23 protein-coding genes and 1 tRNA gene are annotated in these 23,744 nt (G+C 59.4%); 9 read left to right on the top strand and 15 right to left on the bottom strand.

The window, feature by feature from the left end; genetic code table 11:
- Positions 1-144 precede the first annotated feature (144 nt).
- Both ACOI7Z_RS12550 and actS read right to left on the bottom strand, forming a co-directional pair.
- Positions 145-218: transfer RNA gene (locus ACOI7Z_RS12550), tRNA-Gly, on the bottom strand.
- An 80-nt stretch (positions 219-298) separates the two neighbouring features.
- On the bottom strand, positions 299-1,012 hold the full coding sequence (actS, locus tag ACOI7Z_RS12555) for an amidase activator ActS (protein ID WP_050533763.1): 714 nt from the start codon (positions 1,010-1,012) through the stop codon (positions 299-301).
- Positions 1,013-1,327: 315 nt separating this feature from the next.
- On the opposite strand from actS, the gene idi reads away from it, so the two are divergent.
- Positions 1,328-1,882: an isopentenyl-diphosphate Delta-isomerase gene (idi, locus tag ACOI7Z_RS12560; protein WP_032454025.1), complete on the top strand. Its 555-nt coding sequence runs from the start codon at positions 1,328-1,330 to the stop codon at positions 1,880-1,882.
- A 204-nt stretch (positions 1,883-2,086) separates the two neighbouring features.
- On the opposite strand, the gene lysS is transcribed toward idi, so the two are convergent.
- The 5 genes from lysS to xerD form a co-directional block, all read right to left on the bottom strand.
- Positions 2,087-3,604, bottom strand: a complete 1,518-nt coding sequence (gene lysS, locus ACOI7Z_RS12565; RefSeq protein ID WP_008806422.1) for a lysine--tRNA ligase — start codon at positions 3,602-3,604, stop codon at positions 2,087-2,089.
- 9 nt (positions 3,605-3,613) lie between these two features.
- A protein-coding gene (gene prfB, locus ACOI7Z_RS12570; protein ID WP_101862173.1) for a peptide chain release factor 2 occupies positions 3,614-4,712 on the bottom strand; the annotation gives its coding sequence in 2 pieces (ribosomal slippage) (positions 3,614-4,636 and positions 4,638-4,712; 1,098 coding nt in all).
- Positions 4,713-4,797: 85 nt separating this feature from the next.
- Positions 4,798-6,531, bottom strand: a complete 1,734-nt coding sequence (gene recJ, locus ACOI7Z_RS12575; RefSeq protein WP_032454029.1) for a single-stranded-DNA-specific exonuclease RecJ — start codon at positions 6,529-6,531, stop codon at positions 4,798-4,800.
- Positions 6,532-6,536: 5 nt separating this feature from the next.
- Complete coding sequence (dsbC, locus tag ACOI7Z_RS12580) at positions 6,537-7,250, bottom strand: bifunctional protein-disulfide isomerase/oxidoreductase DsbC (RefSeq protein ID WP_002916301.1); 714 nt, start codon at positions 7,248-7,250, stop codon at positions 6,537-6,539.
- Positions 7,251-7,272: 22 nt separating this feature from the next.
- Positions 7,273-8,169, bottom strand: coding sequence for a site-specific tyrosine recombinase XerD (xerD, locus tag ACOI7Z_RS12585; RefSeq protein ID WP_004144729.1), 897 nt, complete (start codon positions 8,167-8,169; stop codon positions 7,273-7,275).
- A 100-nt stretch (positions 8,170-8,269) separates the two neighbouring features.
- On the opposite strand from xerD, the gene fldB reads away from it, so the two are divergent.
- Positions 8,270-8,791, top strand: coding sequence for a flavodoxin FldB (gene fldB / locus ACOI7Z_RS12590; RefSeq protein WP_004205324.1), 522 nt, complete (start codon positions 8,270-8,272; stop codon positions 8,789-8,791).
- Between the two features lie 6 nt (positions 8,792-8,797).
- On the opposite strand, the gene ACOI7Z_RS12595 is transcribed toward fldB, so the two are convergent.
- Entirely contained in the window at positions 8,798-9,208 is a 411-nt protein-coding gene (locus tag ACOI7Z_RS12595; RefSeq protein WP_023290968.1) for a protein YgfX, read from the bottom strand.
- Positions 9,189-9,455 carry an FAD assembly factor SdhE gene (gene sdhE / locus ACOI7Z_RS12600; protein WP_002916312.1) on the bottom strand — a complete coding sequence of 89 codons (267 nt, stop codon included), beginning with the start codon at positions 9,453-9,455 and terminating at the stop codon, positions 9,189-9,191. The genes ACOI7Z_RS12595 and sdhE overlap by 20 nt, the downstream gene beginning before the upstream one ends.
- A gap of 245 nt (positions 9,456-9,700) precedes the next feature.
- Between sdhE and ygfZ the strand changes: the two genes are divergently transcribed.
- The gene (gene ygfZ / locus ACOI7Z_RS12605; RefSeq protein WP_087848599.1) at positions 9,701-10,684 is read left to right on the top strand and encodes a tRNA-modifying protein YgfZ; all 984 of its coding nucleotides are present in this window, start codon (positions 9,701-9,703) and stop codon (positions 10,682-10,684) included.
- Between the two features lie 134 nt (positions 10,685-10,818).
- On the opposite strand, the gene trhA is transcribed toward ygfZ, so the two are convergent.
- Entirely contained in the window at positions 10,819-11,481 is a 663-nt protein-coding gene (trhA, locus tag ACOI7Z_RS12610) for a PAQR family membrane homeostasis protein TrhA (protein ID WP_065883827.1), read from the bottom strand.
- Positions 11,482-11,644: 163 nt separating this feature from the next.
- The gene (yqfB, locus tag ACOI7Z_RS12615; RefSeq protein ID WP_087848598.1) at positions 11,645-11,956 is read right to left on the bottom strand and encodes a N(4)-acetylcytidine aminohydrolase; all 312 of its coding nucleotides are present in this window, start codon (positions 11,954-11,956) and stop codon (positions 11,645-11,647) included.
- Between the two features lie 50 nt (positions 11,957-12,006).
- Here yqfB and ACOI7Z_RS12620 point away from each other — a divergent pair, with 50 nt between their 5' ends.
- The 6 genes from ACOI7Z_RS12620 to ACOI7Z_RS12645 all read left to right on the top strand — a co-directional run bounded on the left by ACOI7Z_RS12620 (position 12,007) and on the right by ACOI7Z_RS12645 (position 17,936).
- Positions 12,007-12,735 (top strand): MurR/RpiR family transcriptional regulator, encoded by a 729-nt coding sequence (locus ACOI7Z_RS12620; protein ID WP_032454033.1) that lies wholly within the window; start codon positions 12,007-12,009, stop codon positions 12,733-12,735.
- Positions 12,736-12,853: 118 nt separating this feature from the next.
- Positions 12,854-14,287, top strand: coding sequence for a 6-phospho-beta-glucosidase BglA (bglA, locus tag ACOI7Z_RS12625; protein ID WP_023290972.1), 1,434 nt, complete (start codon positions 12,854-12,856; stop codon positions 14,285-14,287).
- Positions 14,288-14,411: 124 nt separating this feature from the next.
- Positions 14,412-14,771, top strand: coding sequence for a copper resistance protein (locus tag ACOI7Z_RS12630; RefSeq protein WP_087848597.1), 360 nt, complete (start codon positions 14,412-14,414; stop codon positions 14,769-14,771).
- Between the two features lie 49 nt (positions 14,772-14,820).
- Positions 14,821-16,830 (top strand): protein-disulfide reductase DsbD family protein, encoded by a 2,010-nt coding sequence (locus tag ACOI7Z_RS12635; RefSeq protein ID WP_087848596.1) that lies wholly within the window; start codon positions 14,821-14,823, stop codon positions 16,828-16,830.
- 1 nt (position 16,831) lies between these two features.
- On the top strand, positions 16,832-17,443 hold the full coding sequence (locus ACOI7Z_RS12640) for a DsbA family protein (RefSeq protein WP_023290975.1): 612 nt from the start codon (positions 16,832-16,834) through the stop codon (positions 17,441-17,443).
- On the top strand, positions 17,433-17,936 hold the full coding sequence (locus tag ACOI7Z_RS12645; RefSeq protein ID WP_048298256.1) for a protein disulfide oxidoreductase: 504 nt from the start codon (positions 17,433-17,435) through the stop codon (positions 17,934-17,936). The genes ACOI7Z_RS12640 and ACOI7Z_RS12645 overlap by 11 nt, the downstream gene beginning before the upstream one ends.
- Positions 17,937-18,052: 116 nt before the next feature.
- Here ACOI7Z_RS12645 and ACOI7Z_RS12650 read toward each other — a convergent pair whose 3' ends face one another.
- The 4 genes from ACOI7Z_RS12650 to gcvT all read right to left on the bottom strand — a co-directional run bounded on the left by ACOI7Z_RS12650 (position 18,053) and on the right by gcvT (position 23,385).
- Positions 18,053-18,796, bottom strand: coding sequence for an SDR family oxidoreductase (locus ACOI7Z_RS12650; protein ID WP_023290977.1), 744 nt, complete (start codon positions 18,794-18,796; stop codon positions 18,053-18,055).
- 61 nt (positions 18,797-18,857) lie between these two features.
- Positions 18,858-21,731, bottom strand: a complete 2,874-nt coding sequence (gene gcvP / locus ACOI7Z_RS12655) for an aminomethyl-transferring glycine dehydrogenase (RefSeq protein ID WP_023290978.1) — start codon at positions 21,729-21,731, stop codon at positions 18,858-18,860.
- Between the two features lie 145 nt (positions 21,732-21,876).
- Positions 21,877-22,266, bottom strand: coding sequence for a glycine cleavage system protein GcvH (gene gcvH / locus ACOI7Z_RS12660; RefSeq protein WP_023290979.1), 390 nt, complete (start codon positions 22,264-22,266; stop codon positions 21,877-21,879).
- 24 nt (positions 22,267-22,290) lie between these two features.
- On the bottom strand, positions 22,291-23,385 hold the full coding sequence (gene gcvT / locus ACOI7Z_RS12665; RefSeq protein ID WP_004205303.1) for a glycine cleavage system aminomethyltransferase GcvT: 1,095 nt from the start codon (positions 23,383-23,385) through the stop codon (positions 22,291-22,293).
- Positions 23,386-23,744 lie beyond the last annotated feature (359 nt).

Below are 23,744 nucleotides of genomic sequence, written 5' to 3' on the forward strand. Positions count from 1 at the left end.
ACTACTCCAGCGCCAGCAGCGCAAAACGCCGATCCCGCAACCAAAGAGGAGTCCTCCGTCGGAGTTCAATAGACTAACAGAATGCTATAACTGCTGATTTATCAAGGGAAGATTGAGTTGGGTAGACTTCAGAAGACTTGAGTTTGGAGCGGGCGAAGGGAATCGAACCCTCGTATAGAGCTTGGGAAGCTCTCGTTCTACCATTGAACTACGCCCGCGAAGAGGTGCGAGAAGCATTATAGCCCTTACGCACCCTGTGACAAGCCCGCCGGATGCTGACTGGCGATAAAATAACCTTTTAGCACTTAGGCTTACTGCCCTGCGGCGGCAGATAGCGCAGCGGATCGATGGCCGTCGCCCGGTAGCGGATCTGGAAATGCAGACGCACTGAGTCGGCATCCGTACTGCCCATGGTGGCGATTTGCTGGCCGGCCTTCACGCTCTGGCCGTTATTCACCATCAGCTTATCGTTGTGGGCATAGGCGGTGATGTAATCCTCGCTGTGCTTAATCATGATCAGGTTGCCGTAGCCGCGCAGCTGGTTGCCGACGTAGACCACCTTGCCCGCCCCGGCGGCGTAGACCGGCTGGCCGCGAGTTCCGGCGATATCAATGCCTTTATTGCCGCCATCGGCGGTGGAATAAGGCAGGACCACTTTGCCGCTGGTCGGCCAACGCCAGCAGCGCTGTCCCACCGGCGGCCAGGAGGACTGAGGTACCGCGGACGAAGGCGTGACCGCCGCCGTGCGCGTGGAGGCAGATTTTTTCTTCGTTGTCTTCGTTGAACTGCTGCCGTTAAGCTTCAGCTTCTGCCCCACCTCAATGGTGTAAGGCGGGGAGATGTTATTCAGGCGGGCCAGATCGCGAACGCTGGTGCCGGTGGTGCGGGAGATGCCATACAGGGTATCGCCACGTTTGACGGTGTAGGTCGTACCGGAATCGGAGTTGCTGGAGCAGCCGGCCAGCGCCAGGCTTACCACCAGCATCAGTGTCATAAAAACGCGTTTCATCATCAGGCATCCTGCACTTAACACAACCACTTACCTCGCAACCAGGGCGAATATCATACCAGTCCGCGGCGCAGGGCGTCATCCCTGATGGCGAAACCAATAGCCCCCCGCCATCGCATACGGCCCGCGACGGACAGCAATTGCTGCTGGATCCGCACGTCGTGGTGGACTTACCCGCCATGACGCGTTGCCGCTCACAGAGCGGACTCCAGGGCTTGTTTTGGTAATGCCTTTCTCCCATTTATGGGCTACCCTAGAGGCCTGAGTACATGACCCGGCGGGTTTGTGCCGGGTCATTTTTTATTTTCAGGAGTCGTCATGGCCGGGGAACACGTCATTTTACTGGATGAGCAGGATCAACCTGCCGGTATGCTGGAGAAGTATGCCGCCCACACGCTTGATACCCCTTTACATCTCGCGTTTTCCTGCTGGTTGTTTAATCAGCAGGGGCAGTTGCTGGTCACCCGCCGTTCGCTGGGCAAAAAAGCCTGGCCCGGGGTGTGGACCAACTCCGTCTGCGGACACCCCCAGCAGGGCGAGACCTTCGAGCAGGCCGTCACGCGCCGCTGTCGCTTCGAACTCGGCGTGGAGATCGCCGACATCGTGCCGGTTCACCCGGCCTTCCGCTACCGGGCGGTCGCCCCGAACGGCATCGTTGAGAACGAAGTATGCCCGGTGTATGCCGCGCGCGTGGTGAGCGAAGTGCTGCCTAACGACGATGAAGTCATGGATTATCAGTGGGTTGACCTGGCAACGATGTTAAGCGCGCTGGCCGCCACGCCGTGGGCGTTTAGCCCGTGGATGGTGCTGGAAGCGGAAAATCGGGACGCTCGCCAGGCGCTGACCGACTTTGTTGCGCGTGTGCGCGGGTAAGCTGACTATTCTCCAGGCCAGGCGCAGCCCTGTGCCTGTCATTAATGCCTGGCGGCGCTACGCTTGCACAGGCCTACGGTTCTGCGCTGTTGCGTAGCCCGGATAAGGCATTTACGCCGCCAGCCGAGCTACGCCAGACTTCAGGCCTCACGTCAGACATAAAAAAACCCGGCAAGCCGGGTTTTTGCATTTCACAAGACGCGATTATTTCTGCGGACGCATTGCCGGGAACAGGATCACGTCGCGGATGGTGTGGCTGTTGGTGAACAGCATCACCATGCGGTCGATACCAATACCCAGACCGGCGGTCGGCGGCAGGCCGTGCTCCAGCGCGGTGACGTAGTCTTCATCGTAGAACATCGCTTCGTCGTCGCCTGCGGCTTTCGCATCAACCTGGTCCTGGAAGCGCTGCGCCTGATCTTCGGCGTCGTTCAGCTCGCTAAAGCCGTTACCGATCTCACGGCCGCCGATGAAGAATTCAAAGCGGTCGGTGATTTCCGGGTTGACGTCGTTACGGCGCGCCAGCGGAGAAACTTCCGCCGGGTATTCGGTGATGAAGGTCGGCTGGATCAGGTGCGCTTCCGCCACTTCTTCGAAGATCTCGGTCACGATACGGCCCAGACCCCAGCTCTTCTCCACTTTGATGCCGATAGACTCAGCGATCGCTTTCGCGGAATCGAAGTTATCCAGATCCGCCATCTCGGTTTCCGGACGGTATTTCTTGATCGCTTCGCGCATGGTCAGTTTTTCAAACGGCTTGCCGAAGTCGAACACCTGGTCGCCGTAAGGCACTTCGGTGTTGCCGAGAATGTCCTGCGCCAGGGTGCGGAACAGGGATTCGGTCAGCTCGATCAGATCTTTATAGTCCGCATAGGCCATGTAGAGTTCCATCATGGTGAACTCTGGGTTATGACGAACGGAGATCCCTTCGTTACGGAAGTTACGGTTGATCTCAAAGACGCGTTCGAAACCGCCCACGACCAGGCGCTTGAGGTACAGTTCCGGCGCGATACGCAGGTACATGTCCAGATCCAGCGCGTTATGATGGGTGATGAACGGACGCGCGGAGGCGCCGCCCGGGATCACCTGCATCATCGGGGTTTCCACTTCCATAAAGCCGCGGCCAACCATGAACTGACGGATACCCGCCAGGATCTGCGAACGCACTTTAAAGGTGTTGCGCGATTCATCGTTGGAGATCAGGTCGAGGTAACGCTGACGATAGCGCGCTTCCTGATCCTGCAGGCCATGGAACTTGTCCGGTAACGGGCGCAGGGCTTTGGTCAGCAGACGCAGCTCGGTGCAGTGGATAGACAGCTCACCGGTTTTGGTCTTGAACAGCTTACCGCGGGCGGCGATGATGTCGCCGAGATCCCATTTTTTGAACTGGTCGTTGTAAACGCCTTCCGCCAGGTCATCGCGCGCTACGTACAGCTGGATGCGACCGCCAACGTCCTGCAGGGTGACGAAGGACGCTTTACCCATGATACGGCGGGTCATCATGCGGCCAGCCACGGCCACTTCAACGTTCAGCGCTTCCAGCTCTTCGTTTTCTTTGGCATCGAAGTCAGCGTGCAGTTGGTCAGAGGTATGGTCACGACGGAAATCGTTCGGGAAAGCGACGCCCTGCTCACGCAGCGCAGCCAGCTTCTCGCGACGGGTTTTCAGTTCATTATTAAGGTCAATTGCCGCGTCAGCGCCCTGTGCTTGTTGTTCAGACATGTTGGTTCCTCATAACCCTGCTTTCAAACTTGCTTCGATAAATTGGTCCAGGCTGCCGTCGAGCACCGCCTGAGTGTTGCGGGTTTCCACCCCGGTACGCAGATCTTTAATACGCGAGTCATCCAGCACGTAAGAGCGGATCTGGCTGCCCCAGCCGATATCGGACTTGTTGTCTTCCATCGCCTGCTTCTCGGCATTTTTCTTCTGCATCTCCAGCTCATAAAGCTTTGCTTTCATCTGCTTCATGGCCTGGTCTTTGTTCTTGTGCTGCGAACGGTCGTTCTGGCACTGCGTCACCAACCCGGTCGGGATGTGGGTAATACGCACCGCGGATTCTGTACGGTTAACGTGCTGCCCACCGGCGCCGGAGGCGCGGTAAACGTCGATGCGCAGGTCGGCCGGGTTAATTTCGATATCGATATCGTCTTCAACTTCCGGGTAAACGAACGCAGAGCTAAAGGAGGTATGACGGCGGCCGCCGGAATCGAACGGGCTCTTACGCACCAGACGATGAACGCCGGTTTCGGTACGCAGCCAGCCGTAAGCGTAATCGCCAATGATCTTGATGGTCACGGATTTAATGCCCGCGACTTCACCTTCGGACTCTTCGATGATCTCGGTCTTAAAGCCGCGCGCTTCCGCCCAGCGCAGGTACATGCGCATCAGCATGCTGGCCCAGTCCTGGGCTTCGGTGCCGCCGGAGCCTGCCTGAATATCGAGGTAGCAATCGGCGTTGTCGTATTCGCCGGAGAACATGCGGCGGAACTCAAGCTGCGCCAGCTTCTCTTCCAGCGTATCCAGCTCGGCGACGGCTTCGTTGAAGGTCTCTTCGTCGTCCGCTTCCACGGCCAGATCCAGCAGGCCGGCAACGTCTTCCAGCCCCTGGGACATCTGATCCAGGGTATCTACGATGGCTTCCAGGGAAGAACGCTCTTTACCCAGCGCCTGAGCGCGTTCAGGTTCGTTCCAGACGTCCGGCTGTTCCAGCTCGGCGTTTACTTCTTCGAGACGCTCTTTCTTGGCATCGTAGTCAAAGATACCCCCTAAGAACGTCGGAGCGCTCCGTGAGGTCCTGAATGCGGTTTTTTACCGGATTTATTTCAAACATGGTCGGTTTCTTTTAATGGATTTGTCAAAATGCGGTGATAAGAGCGGAATTCTACCGGATTCGCGCCCTTATTCATACACTGTTGTCAATTTGGCCAGAGGTGATCGATGATCAGCTGCAGGCTGCGGTTGCCGCGGAACTCATTGATGTCGAGCTTGTAGGCTAACTGGACTTCACGCACGCCGTTGTCGGGCCAGATGGAAGTATCCACGTTGAAGGCGATACCGTCCAGCAGCGGGCCGCCGTCAACCGGCTCGACCATCACCTTCAGGTGACGCTCGCCCACCAGCCGCTGCTGCAGCAGGCGGAAACGGCCGTCAAACAGCGGTTCCGGGAACATCTGTCCCCACGGCCCGGCGTCGCGCAGCATCTGCGCCACTTCCATGCTCATCTCCGCCGCCGCCAGCGGCCCGTCGGAAACGACCTCGCCCTGTAACAGCGCGGGATCCAGCCACTCGGTCACCAGCTCGCCAAAGCGCTGCTGAAACTCCTCAAAGCGCGCCTCTTCCAGCGATAATCCTGCCGCCATCGCGTGGCCGCCGAACTTCAGGATCAGCCCCGGATAGAGCGTATCGAGACGCTCCAGCGCATCGCGCATATGCAGCCCCTGAATGGAGCGGCCGGAGCCTTTCAGCGTACCGTCACCGGTGGGCGCAAAGGCGATCACCGGCCGGTGGAAACGTTCCTTAATTCGCGAGGCGAGGATGCCGACCACCCCCTGGTGCCACTGCGGATGGTACATCGCCAGCCCGCCGGGCAGGGTGTCGCTACTGCGTTCCAGCTGCTGACAGAGCGTTAGCGCTTCCGCCTGCATCCCCTGCTCGATCTCTTTGCGCGTCTGGTTGAGCGCATCAAGCTCATTGGCTAACACGCGCGCTTCGCCAATGTTATCGCACAGCAGCAGCGCGACGCCCACCGACATGTCGTCCAGCCGCCCCGCCGCGTTCAGGCGCGGCCCGAGGGCAAAACCGAGGTCGCTGGCCGCCAGCTTTTGCGGATCGCGGTTGGCAATCTCCAGCAGCGCCTTAATGCCGGGCCGACATTTGCCAGCGCGAATGCGGCTTAACCCCTGCCAGGTGAGAATACGATTGTTAGCATCCAGCGGCACGACGTCGGCAACGGTGCCAAGCGCCACCAGATCCAGCAGCTCGGCAAGGTTCGGCGCGGCGATGCCGCGGGCATCGAACCAGCCGTTATCACGCAGAAAGGTGCGCAGCGCCAGCATCAGATAGAACGCCACCCCGACCCCGGCCAGCGATTTCGACGGAAAGTCGCAATCGCGCAGGTTAGGGTTAACGATGGCCTCCGCCGCCGGCAGCGTCTCCCCCGGCAGGTGGTGATCGGTTACCAGCACCGGGATCCCCAGCGCATGGGCATGATCGACGCCGGCATGGGACGAGATCCCGTTGTCGACGGTCATGATCATCTGCGCGCCGCGGGCGTGGGCCTGATCGACCACTTCCGGGCTCAAGCCGTAGCCGTCTTCAAAACGGTTCGGCACCAGGTAGGAGACGTTGCCGTAGCCCAGCGCGCGCAGGGCCAGCACGCTGAGCGCGGTGCTGGTGGCGCCGTCGGCGTCAAAATCGCCGACTACGACAATGTGCAACCCTTTCTGGAAAGCGTCGTGCAGCATCCCGACCGCTTTTTCAACGCCGGTGAGCTGCGTCCACGGCAGCATGCCTTTGACGCTGCGCTCCAGCTCCTGGGCGCTGCGCACCCCGCGGCTGGCATACAGCCGCTGCAGCAGCGGCGGCAGATCGGCGGGTAAATCGACGCCGTCAACCGCCTCGCGGCGGCGTAGTTGTATCTGTTGTTTCACGCGAATCAGTTACCGCTTGTCTGTTTTTTATGCTCGTCGAGGAACGCCTTCAGCTCTTTCGGCCCCTGATAGCCCGGCAGCACCATGCCGTTGCTGAGGACCATCGCCGGGGTACCGTTGACGCCCATCTGCACGCCAAGGGTGTAGTGTTTAGCGATATCCACGCTGCAGCTCGCCGGCTGCACGCCCTTGCCGTTCATAGCGTCATCCAGCGCTTTGTTGCGATCTTTCGCGCACCAGATGGCCTTCATGTCCTGCTCCGCCTGGCTCTGCAGTCCCTGGCGCGGGAAGGCGAGATAGCGCACGGTGATCCCCAGCGCGTTGTAGTCGCTCATCTGCTCATGCAGCTTATGGCAATAACCGCAGGTGATGTCGGTGAAGACGGTAATGACGTGCTGCTCCTTCGGCGCTTTGTAGACAATCATTTCGTTGCTCAGCGCGTTCAGTTTACCCAGCAGCAGCTGGTTAGTGACATTGACCGGCTGCGCGCCGCTCACGTCGTACATCGGCCCCTGGATGATGTGCTTGCCGTCGTCGGTGACATACAGTACGCCGCTGTCGGTCAGCACCGTGCTCATCCCGGAAACCGGCGACGGTTGAATATCGGTGCTCTGCACACCCAGCTTCGCCAGCGACTGTTTAATTGCCGCGCTATCGGCATGCGCCGCCCCGGAAAGGGAAGCCGCCAGCAGGGTGAACATCAATAAACCTTTTTTCATACTCAGTCCTTTTGTTCAGCACTCACGCCCGCGGGTGGTGCTGTTGATGAAGTTGTCGCAGACGCTCGGTCGCCACGTGGGTGTAGATCTGCGTGGTGGAGAGATCGCTGTGTCCTAACAGCATCTGCACCACGCGCAGGTCGGCGCCATGATTGAGCAAATGCGTGGCGAACGCATGGCGCAACACGTGCGGGGAGAGCTTTTCGCTGTCGATCCCCGCCAGCACGGCATAGTGTTTAATCCGGTGCCAGAAGGTCTGACGCGTCATCTGCTGGGCGCGCTGGCTGGGAAATAAGACATCCGACGCCACGCCGTTCAGCAGCCAGGGGCGACCATACTCGAGGTAATTTTCCACCCACAGTACCGCCTCTTCCCCCAGCGGCACCAGCCGCTCTTTGTTGCCTTTGCCCACCACCCGCAGCACGCCCTGCCGCAGGCTGATGTCGCTCATCGTCAGCCCCACCAGCTCCGAGACGCGCAGGCCGGTGGCATACAGCACCTCCAGCATCGCTTTGTCGCGCAACTCCAGCGGCTGCTCCACCAGCGGGGCCTGCAGCAGACGCTCAACCTGCGCCTCACTGAGATCCTTCGGCAGCCGCTGCGGCAGCTTCGGCGAGGCCAGCAGCGCGCTGGGGTCGTCCGGGCGAATTTTTTCCCGGTACAGATGCTGGAAGAAACGACGCACGGCGCTCAGCAGGCGCGCGGTGCTGGTGGCTTTATAGCCGCCGGACTGCCGCTCGGCCAGCAGCGCCTGCAGGTCGTCGCTGCCGACGCTTGCCAGCGACAGGCCGCGATGGTGCAGCCACTCCACGAGCATCGTCAAATCGCGACGGTAGGCGCTGAGCGTATTCTCCGCCAGATTGCGCTCCAGCCAAAGGGCATCGAGAAACTGTTCGATTAGTGCCAGATCCTGTTTCACATCGGCCTCTTTGTTCGTTAAACGCTCTCATTATGCCTTAAGAGGACGCCTTTCTGGTACACTGCCCGCCATTCACAGCAAGAATCGAGATGTTTACGCGATGAATATAGGTCTGTTTTACGGCTCCAGTACCTGCTACACCGAAATGGCCGCGGAGAAAATCCGCGATATCATCGGCCCTGAGCTGGTGACGTTGCACAATCTGAAAGATGACTCCCCCGCCCTGATGAGCCAGTACGATGTACTGATCCTCGGCATCCCGACCTGGGATTTCGGCGAAATTCAGGAAGACTGGGAAGCGGTTTGGGACCAGCTGGACACCCTGGACCTGGAGGGCAAAATCGTCGCGCTGTACGGCATGGGCGATCAGCTGGGCTATGGCGAATGGTTCCTTGACGCGCTGGGCATGCTGCATGACAAGCTGGCGACCAAAGGCGTGAAGTTTGTCGGCTACTGGCCAACCGAAGGCTATGAGTTCACCAGCCCGAAACCGGTGATCGCTGATGGCCAACTGTTCGTTGGCCTGGCGCTGGATGAAACCAACCAGTACGACCTGAGCGACGAGCGCATCCAGAGCTGGTGCGAGCAGATCCTCGGCGAAATGGCCGAACACTTCTCCTGACGCCGCTTACTCCTGCGCCGGTTTTTGCAGCACCAGCCGGCGCAGATCCCGCCACTCTCCGGGATCCATGCTGTCCGCCGCCAGCCACAGATGCTGACCGCGTCGGGTATCGACATGGCGCAAACGCAGCAGCATACCGCTGTTGATGACCCACGGCGTCCCGAGGATCTCCCATTCGGCGTTTTGCCAGCGCAGCCGGGAATCGGTGAGCAGTTTTATCTCCCCGCGACGGGCATGGATCCGTCGCTGGCTGCGCACACAGTCAAAGACCACCAGCGACAGCAGCAGCAGCCAGATCGGGGTGTAGCTTAACGGCCAGGGAACCAGCAGCACCAGCGCCGCCACAACGCCGTGGAGCAGCAGGGAAAACCACTGCGCGCGCCAGGAGATACGGAGATCAGATTGCCACAGGACCACGTTCCCGATTCCGTGTCTGAATTAAGGTTACCATCCGCTGCAGCTCCGCATCGGCCGGTTTGCCGTGGTTCATCAGCCAGTTGAACAGATCCGGATCGTCATTTTCCAGCAGGCGAATGAACAGCTGTTTGTCAGCGTCGCTGAGGGTATCGTACTCATACTCAAAGAACGGCATGATGGAGATGTCGAGTTCGCGCATCCCGCGGCGGCATGCCCAGTGGATACGTGCTTTATTGTTAATGTCCATGTTGACCTTCCAGCAGCAAAATATAGGTTAGTTTAACCCGTTTTCTGCCGTAACTTTACAGGAATATCGCTGAATGCGAGCATCCCTCCATAAAAACCATAAAATAATGATGGGCTTATTGTTTTCCCGCGTCAGGCCGTCACCAAACGTCAGCGCACAAATGGCCTGTTGAAAGCGCTTGCAATGCACTATAGCTCTTTTACCATTGGTCACACACACTGCGTTAAGCGATTCAGGATATGACTATGGCTTTTACACCTTTTCCTCCGCGTCAGCCTTCCTCTTCCGCTCGTCTGCCGTTAACGCTGATGACCCTGGATGACTGGGCGCTGGCGACAATTAGCGGACCGGACAGCGAAAAATATCTGCAGGGGCAGATTACCGCCGATGTGAGCAGTCTCACCGATGCCCAGCATCTGCTTGCCGCCCACTGTGACGCCAAAGGCAAGATGTGGAGCAACCTGCGCGTATTCCGCCGCGACGGCGGCTTCGCGTGGATTGAGCGCCGCAGCCTGCGCGACGCGCAGCTGACCGAGCTGAAAAAATATGCCGTCTTCTCCAAAGTCACCATCGCCGCCAACGACGATCTGGTTCTGCTGGGGGTGGCCGGCTTCCAGGCGCGCGCCGCGCTGGCGCCGCTGTTCGCCGCCCTGCCCGACGCCGCGACGCCGGTGGTTAGCGAAGGCGCCACCAGCCTGCTGTGGTTTGAACACCCGGGCGAACGCTTCCTGCTGGTGACCGATGTCGACACCGCCAATCGCGTCACCGACGCGCTGCGCGGCGAAGCGCAGCTCAACAACAGCCAGCAGTGGCTGGCGCTGAATATTGAAGCCGGTCTGCCGGTTATCGACAGCGCCAACAGCGGGCAGTTCATTCCGCAGGCCACCAACCTGCAGGCGCTGGGCGGTATCAGCTTCAAAAAAGGCTGCTATACCGGCCAGGAAATGGTCGCCAGGGCGAAATTCCGCGGCGCCAATAAGCGCGCGCTGTGGACCCTGTCAGGTACCGCCAGCCGGGTGCCGGAGGCCGGAGAAGATCTGGAGCTGAAGATGGGCGAAAATTGGCGCCGCACCGGTACGGTGCTTGCGGCGGTTCAGCTGGATGATGGCCAGCTGCTGGTGCAGGTGGTGATGAATAACGATATGGAGCCGGACAGCGTGTTCCGCGTGCGCGACGATGCCGGCAGCCTGCGCATCGAACCGCTGCCCTATTCGCTGGAAGAAGCTTAACCTCATCCCTCAGCAGTTGCCGGCTGGCGGCACAAGCGGCTGAGTCGGGCGACCAGGCCGCAGAATTTCGTCGCCACGATAAGCGTGGACGTGGCCAGGATATGCAGCAAGGAGCCCCTTACGGGGCTCTTTTTTTATCCGTGTTGACCGACGTAGAGATAGATCGCCAGGAAGTGACACACGCTGCCGCCGAGCACGAAGCCATGCCAGATAGCGTGGTTATAGGGAATGCGTTTGCAGACGTAGAAGATGACCCCGAGCGAGTAGACCACCCCGCCGACCGCCAGCAGCGTCACGCCGCCCACCGCCAGCTTTACCGCCAGCTGATAGACCACGATAAGCGACAGCCAGCCCATGGTCAGATAGGTGACCAGCGACAGGATTTTAAAGCGGTGCGCGATGGTCAGCTTAAACAGGATCCCCAGCAGCGCCAGGCTCCAGATGACGATCATCAGCCCCTTCGCCAGCGGCGAGTTCAACCCTACCAGCAAAAACGGCGTATAGGTCCCGGCGATTAACAAGTAGATGGCGCAGTGGTCGAACTTTTTCAGCCACTGTTTCGCCCGCTGATGCGGGATCGCGTGATAGAGCGTGGAGGCGAGAAACAGCATAATCATGCTGCCGCCGTACAGACTGTAGCTGGTGATCGCCGTCGCGCTGGCGTTAGTGTCCACCGCCTGCACCAGCAAGAGCACGAGGCCGACGATACCGAACACCAGCCCGATCCCGTGACTGATGCTGTTGGCAACTTCCTCTGCCAGAGAATATCCCTGAGTGATTAATGGTTTGCGCACCATATTTGACTCCGTGAAAACAAGAACGCTTTCATTGCCCACTTAGGGTAACTGAGAATGATTCCAGTGAACACCTGTTAGCTAAAATAAAACGATGTATATTTGTAAACACATTAAAATCATAAAGTTACATTTTTATTTCAACTCACAGCTGTTCATGATTATCTTAAAGCGTTTTGAATTCAATGACATAAAACTGGTTCTCGCCAGGATAGATGTCGCTGATGACCTGACGCAGCTGCCCGAGGGTCATATTCTCCTGTTGAGCATGCTGGTCGGTCAGCGTGTCGAGAGTCACCGTCGAGGTCGCGGTCACGGCGATGGTGCAAAAATAGCCGTTGTCTTCATAGCGCCCGACGCGCAGCACATCGCCGGGCTTAAAGTGCGACTCCGCCGCATCGCGAATGGTGATCGTTTTGCGCCCGGCGAGGATGTCCTCCTGAAAGCGCTGAAAAAAGGTAATGTCATTGGCCTGCATGATATAATTCCGTCCTGGTCATTATGAATTGTGAGTTCGCCACTGTGAGTATGTTCTCCCACGCCGCTGTCGCCAGTCTCAATAATCTTGAGATGATGGTCTACCACTACGTCATTAAGAATCGTGACAAAGTGATGTACATGACCATCCGCGAACTGGCCGAAGCCGCCGGCGTCTCCACCACCACCGTGTTGCGCTTCTGCCGCAAACTGCAGTGCGAGGGCTACTCTGAATTTCGCGTGCGCTTTAAATTATATCTTGAGCAGAACGAGCCTCAACAGGCAAATATCGGCGCCAGCGAAATCATGAGCTTTTTTAAAAGCGTTAATAATGACGAGTTCGATGAATTACTCGAGCAGGCCGTCGATATTATTCTCGCCTCCGAACGTATTATTTTCGTCGGCGCAGGCACCTCGGGCGCGCTGGCGAAATATGGCGCCCGCTTCTTCTCCAACGTCGGGAAATTTAGTAATCATATTGATGACCCCTATTTTCCGGTGACTAACGATATGGCCCGTAACGCGCTGGCGATCGTGCTTTCCGTCTCCGGCGAGACGGAAGAGATCCTGCGCTTCGCCAGCCAGTTCAGCCTGCACCGCTGCAAGGTGATGTCCATTACCAGTCACGAACACTCGCGGCTGGCCAAACTGGCCGATTTCAATCTCTCCTGGCACGTGCCGCAGACGCGCATTGGCGGTGTCTACGATATTACGACGCAAATTCCAGTGATCTATATTCTCGAAACGCTCGGACGTAAATTAGCGCGCAAAATCAGCTAAAAATAACAGCCTGTTTTTTCGATGTAACATATTACGTATGGCGGAATTTGTTATATCGTGACATTCAATTTCACTTTGCTAGACTCGAGAGCAATAGTTATTAGAGAGATTAGCCAGGATGAAAAAATTAACCCTTCCGAAAGATTTTTTATGGGGCGGCGCGGTTGCCGCGCATCAGGTTGAAGGCGGCTGGGATCAGGGCGGCAAAGGCCCGAGCATCTGCGACGTGCTGACCGGCGGGGCGCACGGCGTGCCGCGTGAAATCACCCACCAGGTTGAAGCCGGCAAATATTACCCCAACCACGAAGCGGTGGATTTCTACGGCCGCTACAAAGAAGACATCAAACTGTTCGCCGAGATGGGCTTCAAATGCTTCCGTACCTCCATCGCCTGGACCCGCATCTTCCCGCAGGGCGACGAGACCCAGCCGAATGAAGAGGGGCTGAAGTTCTACGACGACATGTTCGACGAGCTGCTGAAGTACAACATCGAGCCGGTGATCACCCTCTCCCACTTCGAGATGCCCCTGCACCTGGTGCAGCAGTACGGCGGCTGGACCAACCGTAAAGTGGTCGATTTCTTTGTGCGCTTCGCCGAAGTGGTCTTCGAGCGCTATAAGCACAAAGTGAAATACTGGATGACCTTCAACGAGATCAATAACCAGCGTAACTGGCGCGCGCCGCTGTTCGGCTACTGCTGCTCCGGGGTGGTTTATACCGAGCATGACAACCCGGAAGAGACCATGTACCAGGTGCTGCACCATCAGTTCGTCGCCAGCGCGCTGGCGGTGAAAGCGGCGCGTGGTATTAACCCGGACATGCAGGTCGGCTGCATGCTGGCGATGGTCGCCCTCTACCCTTACTCCTGCAAACCGGAAGATGTGATGTTTGCTCAGGAGTCGATGCGCGAGCGCTACGTCTTTACCGACGTTCAGCTGCGCGGTTACTATCCGAGCTATGTGCTGAATGAGTGGGAGCGCCGCGGCTTCAACATCAAGATGGAGGATGGCGACGCGCAGATCCTGCGCGAAGGCACCTGCGCTTATCTTGGCTTCAGCTACTACATGACCAACGCGGTGAAAGCCGAAGGCGGCACCGGCGACGCCATTTCCGGCTTCGAAGGCAGCGTGCCGAATCCGCACGTCAAAGCCTCCGACTGGGGCTGGCAGATTGACCCGGTCGGTCTGCGCTATTCCCTGTGTGAATTGTATGAGCGCTACCAGAAGCCGCTGTTTATCGTCGAGAACGGCTTTGGCGCCTACGACAAAGTCGAAGCCGACGGCAGCATCAACGATGACTACCGCATTGACTACCTGCGCGCCCACGTCGAAGAGATGATGAAAGCCGTCACCTACGACGGCGTCGATCTGATGGGCTATACCCCGTGGGGCTGCATCGACTGCGTCTCCTTCACCACCGGCCAGTACAGCAAACGCTACGGCTTCATCTACGTCAACAAACACGACGACGGCACCGGCGATATGTCCCGCTCGCGCAAGAAGAGCTTCAACTGGTACAAAGAGGTCATCGCCAGCAACGGTGAGAATCTGTAATTGACTGCCCTCTCCCGGCCGGGAGAGGGCAAATCGCTTATCCGCCAGACACTTCTTTACAGCTTTACCATTGCCAAAACGCGTTCGCCCGATAAGATATGCCTCGTGAATATTTGAGGCGCTCATGATTAAGCGACAACGCAAAGCCATTCTTTTTGTCCTCCTGGCCTGTCTGGTGGTGCTGGTCTGCACCGCCCAGCGAATGGCCGGGATGCACGAGCTGGTCATGAACCTCGCTGCCGACAGCCCGTCGCTACAGCAAACCCAGGATAAGGCCGACGCGCCGGTCACGCCGTGCGAGCTCAGCGCCAAGTCGCTGATGGCCGTCCCGCCGATGCTGTTCGAAGGGGCGCTTTTGGCTATCACCCTGCTGCTGGCGGTGCTGGCGGCGATCCCGCCGCGTATCGAACGCCAGTGGCCTCCCCGCGTTATCTCCCCGCCCCGATTGCGGGTGCATCTGCGATTATGCGTCTTCCGTGAGTGAGTGATTTTCCTGACAGTTCAGGTTAATTCATCATTTATGGAGCAAATTTATGTCTATGTTATTCAGGCGACTACTGGTCTGCCTGCTTTGGCTATGGCTGCCCGTCAGCCAGGCCGCCGACAGCGGCTGGCTACGCGCCGCCGATAATCAACACGCCAGCGTGCGCCTGCGGGCGCAAACCGAGAGCAATGGCGATACCCGCCTGCTTTTAGACGTGGCGCTGGAAAAGGGCTGGAAAACCTACTGGCGCTCGCCAGGGGAAGGCGGCGTCGCGCCGGCTATCGCCTGGGGCACGCCGCTGGCGGTTGACTGGCGCTGGCCGACGCCGCAGCGTTTCGACGTTGCGGGCATTTCCACTCAGGGGTATCACGGCGACGTCAGCTTCCCGATGACCCTGCACGGGAAGATACCGCCGACGCTCAGCGGCGTACTGACATTATCCACCTGCAGCAATGTCTGCATTCTCACTGACTATCCCTTTTCGCTGGATATGACGGCCCCGCCAGGGGAGGGTTTTGCCTACGATTACACCCGTGCGATGGGCACGCTGCCGCTGCGCGATGGCCTGACTTCGCAGCTGAGCGCCAGCTACGTCAGCGGCAAACTGACGGTGACCGCCCGCCGTGATGCCGGCTGGCAGCAGCCAGCGCTGTTTATCGACAGCATGGAGGATGTCGATTTCGGCAAGCCGAGCTTTTCCACCCGCGGCGATACGCTGACCGCCAGCGTGCCGGTCACCGATAGCTGGGGCGAAGCGGCGCCGGATCTACGCGGTAAAACGTTGTCGCTGGTGCTGGCGGATAGCGGCCAGGCGCAGGAAAGCCAGCTCGCTATCAGCGCAGGCAGTGCCGCGCCGGGAGCGGCGTTAGGCTGGGTGCTGCTGATGGCGCTGGCCGGGGGGCTTATCCTCAATGTAATGCCCTGCGTCCTGCCGGTGCTGGCGATGAAGCTCGGCTCGCTGGTGCAAACCGAACATCGCGAACGCGGCGCGGTGCGCCGACAGTTCCTCGCCTCGGCGTGCGGGATCGTCGTCTCGTTCCTGGCGCTGGCGCTGATGATGACCGCGCTACGCCTGGGTAATCAGGCCCTCGGCTGGGGGATCCAGTTCCAGAACCCGTGGTTTATCGGCGCCATGGCGCTGGTGATGGTCCTGTTCAGCGCCAGTCTGCTGGGGCTGTTCGAAATCCGCCTCTCCTCCACCGCCAGCACCTTCCTCGCCACCCGAGGCGGCAACGGCTTAATGGGCCATTTCTGGCAGGGCGCCTTCGCCACCCTGCTGGCGACGCCCTGCACCGCGCCGTTCCTTGGCACCGCCGTGTCGGTGGCGCTGGTGGCGCCGCTGCCGCTGCTGTGGGGGATTTTCTTCGCCATGGGGATCGGTATGAGCCTGCCGTGGCTGCTGATCGTCGCCTGGCCGGGGCTGGCGCAACGCCTTCCGCGCCCAGGCCGCTGGATGAATCATCTGCGGGTGGCGCTGGGGGTGATGATGCTGGGCTCGGCGCTATGGCTGGTCAGCCTGCTGACGATCCACATCGGCCGTACCCCGGTGCTTACCCTGCTGGTGATACTGACCGTAGCCCTGCTGCTGGCCACCGCCTGGCGCTACCGCTGGCGGACCGCGCTGCGCGCAGGGGCTCTGGCCATCGTGGTGGCCGGCGCCGTCGCCTTTGTCTCCCGGCCTGACGGCGAGGGCCCGCGCCGCGACCGGGTTAACTGGCAGCAGCTCAGCGAGCAGGCTATCGCCAGCGCCCTGGCGGAACATAAGCGGGTGTTTATTGATGTCACCGCCGACTGGTGCGTGACCTGTAAAGCCAATAAATACAATGTGCTGCTGCGCGATGACGTCCAGCAGGCGCTGTTAGCGCCGGACGTGGTCGCCCTGCGCGGCGACTGGAGCCGCCCCTCCGCCACGATTAGTCAGTTTTTAACCGACCGCGGCAGCGCCGCGGTGCCGTTTAACCAGATTTACGGACCGGGATTGCCGCAGGGAGAGATCCTGCCTGCGCTGTTAGATCGCGAACACCTCCTCGCCACCCTGTCTGCCGCCAAAGGAAACTAACATGAGAGCTATCACCGCCTTATTACTGCTGTGCGTATCCGCCTTCAGCTTCGCCGCCCCGGCGGAAGAACCACCAGCAAACGGTAATGACCAGCTGGCGCAGCTGCTGTTTAACGATCCGAACAGCCCGCGCACCGGCGCCAAAGCGCCGAAGCTGACGATCGTCTCGTTTACCGATTACAACTGTCCTTACTGTAAACAGTTTGATCCGATGCTGGAAAAAATCGTCCACGATAACCCGGACATCCAGCTGATCGTGAAGCTGCTGCCGTTCAAGGGGCAAAGTTCGGTCAATGCCGCCAAAGCGGCGCTCTCTACCTGGCGCCAGCAGCCCGATAAGTTCTGGGCGCTGCATCAGCGGCTGATGGCGAAAAAAGGCTATCACGATGACGCCAGCATCGCCGCGGCGCAGAAGAAAACCGCCACCGACAGCGTCAGTCTCGATGACAAGACCATGGATTCGCTGAAGATGAACCTGATTTTGTCGCAGGTGCTGAATATTCAGGGCACGCCGGCGACCATCATCGGCGATCAGATGGTGGCCGGGGCGATCCCTGCTGACGAACTGGAGGGGCTGGTGAAAGAGCAGCTGGCGAAAGCCCGTGGCCAGTAAGCTCCGGCGCTGGCTGCGTGAGCTGGCGGTGTGGCTGCTGATTGGCGCGGCGGTGGGCCTGGCGGTGGATTATTTTCGCCAGCCCGCGCTGCCGCAAAACGTCAGCGCCACATCGCTGCGCACCCTCGACGGCAGGGCGGTGGATCTGAACGCCATGAGCCAGCAAAAGCCGCTGCTGCTGTACGTCTGGGCCACCTGGTGCGGGGTCTGTCGCTATACCACGCCGTCGGTGGCATCGCTTGCCGCCGATGGCGGCAATGTACTGACCGTGGCCCTGCGATCCGGCGATAACGCCGCGCTGGAGACGTGGCTTGCCAGAAAGAAACTGGCGCTGCCGACGGTGAATGACCCGAGCGGCCAGCTGGCGCGGCAGTGGGACATTCGGGTGACGCCAACGCTGGTGGTGATTTATCGAGGCGAGGTGAAGTCGGTCACCACCGGCTGGACCAGCGGCTGGGGAATGCGTCTACGGCTGTGGCTGGCCTCCTGGTAGGTCAGCCACTTTACCGGACTTTATGCCGGGTGACGGCTACGCCTTACCCGGTCTACCGTTCGCCTTACCCCCATGCCCGGCAAACGCAGCGCCGCCGGGCAATTGGCATCAGCGGGTTATTTACCGCCCGCCAGTTCGAGGAAACTGCCCGTCACATAGGACGCTTTGTCGCTCAGCAGCCAGGCAATGGCCTGAGCGACCTCTTCCGGCTGACCGCCGCGCCGCATCGGCAGCGAATGCTTCACCCGATCCACGCGCCCCGGTTCGCCGCCGGAGGCGTGCATCTCGGTATAAATCAGCCCAGGGCGCACGCCATTTACCCGGATCCCCTGCGCCGCCACCTCCAGCGCCAGCCCGGTGGTCAGGGTATCCACCGCCCCTTTCGACGCGGCGTAATCAACATATTCTCCCGGCGAGCCAAGGCGCGACGCCGCCGACGACACGTTAACTATCGCCCCGCCCTTGCCGCCATGCTGATGCGCCATGCGCTTGACCGCCTCGCGGCAGCAGAGGAAATAGCCGGTCACGTTGGTCGCCAGCACGCGGTTAATGCGCTCGGCGCTCAGGCTCTCCACCGTACACTGGGTAAAGAGGATCCCGGCGTTGTTGACCAGCGCCGTCAGCGGCTCGCCCATGCGGTCAATCGCCTCAAACATCGCCATCACCTGCGCTTCATCACTGATATCCGCCCGCAGCGCCGTGGCTTTGCCGCCGGCGGCAACAATGGTATTCACCACCTCGGTGGCAGCGTTAATATTGTGATGATAATTGACCGCGACAGTATACCCTTCCTGCGCCAGCAGCAGCGCCGTCGCCCGGCCTATTCCGCGGCTCGCGCCGCTAATCAGTGCTATCCCCATGCTTTTCTCCCAAAAAATAAAGGCGCCGCAGCGCCTTTAAAAGTATAGCTAATTCCGCACGTTACTGATATTCGCTCATCGGCACGCAGGAGCAGAACAGATTACGGTCGCCGTACACGTCGTCCAGGCGTTTCACCGTCGGCCAGTATTTGTTGTGCAGGCCCGCCGGGAATACCGCCAGCTCGCGGCTGTACGGATGGTTCCATTCCCCAACGATCTCACCCTGGGTATGCGGCGCGTTCACCAGCGGGTTGTCTTCCAGCGGCCATTCACCGGCTTTGACGCGGTCGATCTCCGCGCGGATCGCCAGCATCGCGTCGATAAAGCGGTCCAGCTCCACCTTGCTTTCCGATTCCGTCGGCTCAACCATCAGCGTACCCGCTACCGGGAAGGACATGGTCGGCGCATGGAAGCCAAAGTCGATCAGGCGCTTGGCGATATCCAGCTCGCTAATGCCGGTCTCTTCTTTCAGCGGACGAATATCGAGAATACATTCGTGCGCCACGCGACCATCGCGACCGGTGTAGAGCACCGGGTAGGCGTCTTTCAGACGGGTAGCGATATAGTTGGCGTTAAGGATCGCATTCTGGCTCGCCTGCTTCAGCCCTTCCGCGCCCATCATACGGATATACATCCAGCTGATCGGCAGGATGGACGCGCTGCCGAACGGCGCAGCGGAAACCGCGCCCTGACGGGTCAGCATCCCTTCAATCTGCACCACGCTGTGACCCGGCACGAACGGCGCCAGGTGCGCTTTCACGCCGATTGGGCCCATACCCGGGCCGCCGCCGCCGTGCGGAATGCAGAACGTTTTATGCAGGTTGAGGTGCGAAACGTCAGCGCCGATAAAGCCCGGAGAGGTGATCCCGACCTGGGCGTTCATGTTGGCGCCGTCAAGGTAAACCTGGCCGCCGAACTGGTGCACGATCTCGCACACTTCGCGAATGGTCTCTTCATATACGCCGTGGGTCGACGGATAGGTGACCATGATGCAGGAGAGATTCGCCCCCGCCTGCTCTGCTTTTTCACGCAGGTCGGCGAGATCGATGTTGCCGTTTTTGTCGCACGCGACCACCACCACCTGCATACCCGCCATCTGCGCGGAAGCCGGGTTGGTGCCGTGCGCGGAGCTTGGGATCAGGCAGATATCGCGATGGCCTTCGTTGCGGCTCTCGTGGTAGTGGCGAATCGCCAGCAGGCCAGCATATTCGCCCTGCGCGCCGGAGTTCGGCTGCATGCAGACGGCGTCATAGCCGGTCAGTTTCACCAGCCAGTCGGAGAGCTGAGCGATCATCTGATGATACCCTTCCGCCTGCTCTACCGGGCAGAACGGGTGCAGCTCAGCGAACTCCGGCCAGGTGATGGGGATCATCTCCGCCGCGGCGTTCAGCTTCATGGTGCAGGAACCCAGCGGGATCATCGCCTGGTTCAGCGCCAGATCTTTACGCTCCAGGGCGTGCATGTAGCGCATCATCTCGGTCTCGCTATGGTAGCGGTTGAACACCGGATGGGTGAGGATCGCATCGTCGCGCAGCATCGCCGCCGGGATGGAGCGGCTGTCCAGCGCCACGTCTTTATCCAGGGTATCGATATCCAGACCATGATCGTCGCCGACGATGGCGCGGAACAGGTTGAGCACGTCTTCGCGGGTGGTCGCTTCATCGAGCGTAATGCCCACCGCGCCGTGAATATCGCTGCGCAGGTTAATCTGCAGGGCTTCGGCACGCGCCAGCACCGCGGCTTTATCCGCCACTTCCACGCACAGGGTGTCAAAGTAGTGGGCATGACGAAGCTTCAGCCCTTTCTTCTGCAGGCCATCGGCCAGAATGTCGGTCAGGCGATGAATGCGGCCTGCGATACGTTTCAGACCCGCCGGGCCGTGGAATACCGCGTACAGGCTGGCGATGTTGGCCAGCAGCACCTGCGAGGTACAAATGTTGGAGTTCGCTTTCTCGCGGCGGATGTGCTGTTCGCGAGTCTGCATCGCCATGCGCAGCGCGGTATTCCCCGCCGCATCTTTCGATACGCCGATAATCCGGCCCGGCATGGAGCGTTTGAATTCATCTTTCGCCGCGAAGAAGGCCGCGTGTGGGCCGCCATAGCCCATCGGCACGCCGAAGCGTTGGGCGGAGCCGAAGACGATATCCGCGCCCTGCTTGCCCGGCGCCGTCAGCAGCACCAGCGCCATAAAGTCGGCAGCGACGCTGACAATCACTTTGCGCGCTTTCAGCTCGGCGATCAGTTTGCTGTAATCGTGGATTTCGCCGGTGGTGCCCACCTGCTGCAGCAGCACGCCGAAGACATCCTGGTGATCGAGCACTTTGTCGGCGTCATCGACGATCACGTCGAAACCGAAGGTTTCCGCACGAGTGCGCACCACGTCCAGGGTTTGCGGATGGACATCGGCGGCGACGAAGAAACGGTTGGCGTTTTTCAGTTTGCTGACGCGTTTGGCCATTGCCATCGCTTCGGCGGCGGCGGTCGCTTCATCGAGCAGCGAAGCGGAAGCGATATCCAGCCCGGTGAGATCCAGCGTAACCTGCTGGAAGTTGAGCAGCGATTCCAGACGGCCCTGGGAGACTTCCGGCTGGTAAGGGGTATAGGCGGTATACCAGCCCGGATTTTCCAGCATGTTGCGCTGAATAACCGGCGGCAGCTGCACGGCGGTGTAGCCCATGCCGATGTAAGACTTGAAGCGCTTGTTGCGACCGGCGATCGCCTTCAGCTCTGCCAGCGCGGCGAATTCGGTTGTCGCGTCGCCCACCTGCGGTGGGGTCGCCAGCTGGATATCCTGCGGCACAATCTGGCCGATCAGGGCGTTAAGCGAATCCGCGCCGACGGTCTTCAGCATCTCTTGCTGCTGCTGAGCGTCCGGGCCAATGTGACGTTCGATAAAGGCGTCGCGGTTTTCAAGCTGACTTAAAGTCTGAGTCATGAGCGATGGTTCCTGAAACGTGCGGTGAATCGTGATTGTCTGACTGGTTTGCCCGGCAAACGCTGATGCTTACCGGGCCGGAATACGCAAAATCATGCGCGCGGCAGGAAGCCAACGCCCCTGCAGCGTGAAGGATGAAACGTATTTATTCGTCTTCTAACAGAGCTTCATAGGCGGTCGCATCCAGCAGCGCGGCAACCTGCGCTTCATCGCTGGCTTTGATTTTGAAGATCCAGCCGTCGGTGTACGGGTCGCTGTTGACCAGTTCCGGCGAGTCGTTCAGCTCTTCGTTAACGGCAACGATTTCACCGCTGATCGGGGCATAAATATCGGAAGCCGCCTTCACGGATTCGGCAACCGCGCAATCGGCGCCCGCTTCAACGGTGGCGCCCACTTCCGGCAGATCAACGAATACCATATCGCCCAGCAGCTCCTGCGCATGCTCGGTGATCCCGACGGTATAGGTGCCGTCCGCTTCTTTACGCAGCCACTCGTGTTCTTTGCTGTATTTCAGTTCTGCTGGTACGTTGCTCATCAATTCATCTCCAAAAAAGGGAAATCACACAATGGCTTTGCCATTGCGTACAAAACCAGGTTTAGTCACTTTTACCGGCATTTCACGGTTACGAATTTGCACCACCGCGGTGTCGCCAATCCCGGCCGGCACGCGAGCCAGCGCGATACTGTAGCCCAGGGTCGGCGAGAAGGTGCCGCTGGTGATAATGCCTTCTTTTTGATTACCGTCGCTATCGGTAAAACGTACCGGCAGGCCGCCGCGCAGGACGCCTTTCTCGGTCATCACCAGGCCAACCAGCTGTTCGGTGCCCTTTTCACGCTGCATCTCCAGCGCTTCGCGACCGATAAAGTTACGATCCGCCGGTTCCCAGGCAATAGTCCAGCCCATATTCGCCGCCAGCGGAGAGACGCCTTCGTCCATCTCCTGGCCATACAGGTTCATCCCGGCCTCCAGGCGCAGGGTATCGCGCGCGCCGAGACCGCACGGCTTAACGCCAGCGTCCAGCAGACCGCGCCAGAAATCCGCCGCCTGCTCGTTCGGCATGGCGATTTCATAACCCGCTTCGCCGGTATAGCCGGTGGTGGCGATAAACAGCTCGCCGGCCTGCACGCCGAAGAATGGCTTCATACCTTCCACGGCCTGACGCTGCGCATCGGTGAACAGCGTCGCCGCCTTCGCTTTCGCCTGTGGACCCTGGACCGCGATCAGCGACAGATCGTCGCGAACGATGATTTCAAGGCCGTAAGGTTCAGCTTGTTCGGAAATCCAGGCGAGGTCTTTTTCGCGGGTGGCGGAGTTAACAACGAGGCGGAAATAATCTTCAGAGAGGAAATAGACAATCAGGTCGTCGATGACGCCGGCGGAGGCGGTCAGCATGCCGGTGTAGAGCGCTTTGCCCGGGGTGGTGAGCTTCGCCACGTCGTTGGCCAGCAAATAGCGCAAGAACTCTCTGGTCCGGCTGCCGTGGAAATCAACGATGGTCATATGCGACACATCGAACATGCCTGCGTCGCCGCGCACCGCATGGTGCTCATCAATCTGGGATCCGTAATGCAGCGGCATCATCCAGCCATGGAAATCCACCATGCGCGCGCCGCACAGCGTGTGTTGTTCATACAACGGAGTCTGTTGAGCCATCTTTTCCTCATCGAATAAAACGGAACCAGCCACGAGATTGTCGGCGATTTTTCGCCACGAAATGGGGCGTCGGCATCGCTGACGGACACCGACGCAAACGTTCTCTTTTGCCTGAACTTACCACCGAACCCGGCGCTAAACCATAAGCTCATTCAGGGCATCACATTAGCTTATGACTAAAATCCGCCGAAAAGCCTACAGAGTTATTGACTGGAAAAAAGCGATTTACGCCACATAAAATTAACAATACAGCGGAACGAATTAGGGAATGATGGTGTTTTATGCGATTTTATAGCCCTAATTTCTTTAACAAAAAAAAGGACGCATTAATAAAACTAATGCGAAAAAAGAGGTGAAAT

Source organism: Klebsiella sp. C283, assembly GCF_048822555.1.
GTDB classification, from domain to species: Bacteria; Pseudomonadota; Gammaproteobacteria; order Enterobacterales; family Enterobacteriaceae; genus Klebsiella; species Klebsiella quasipneumoniae.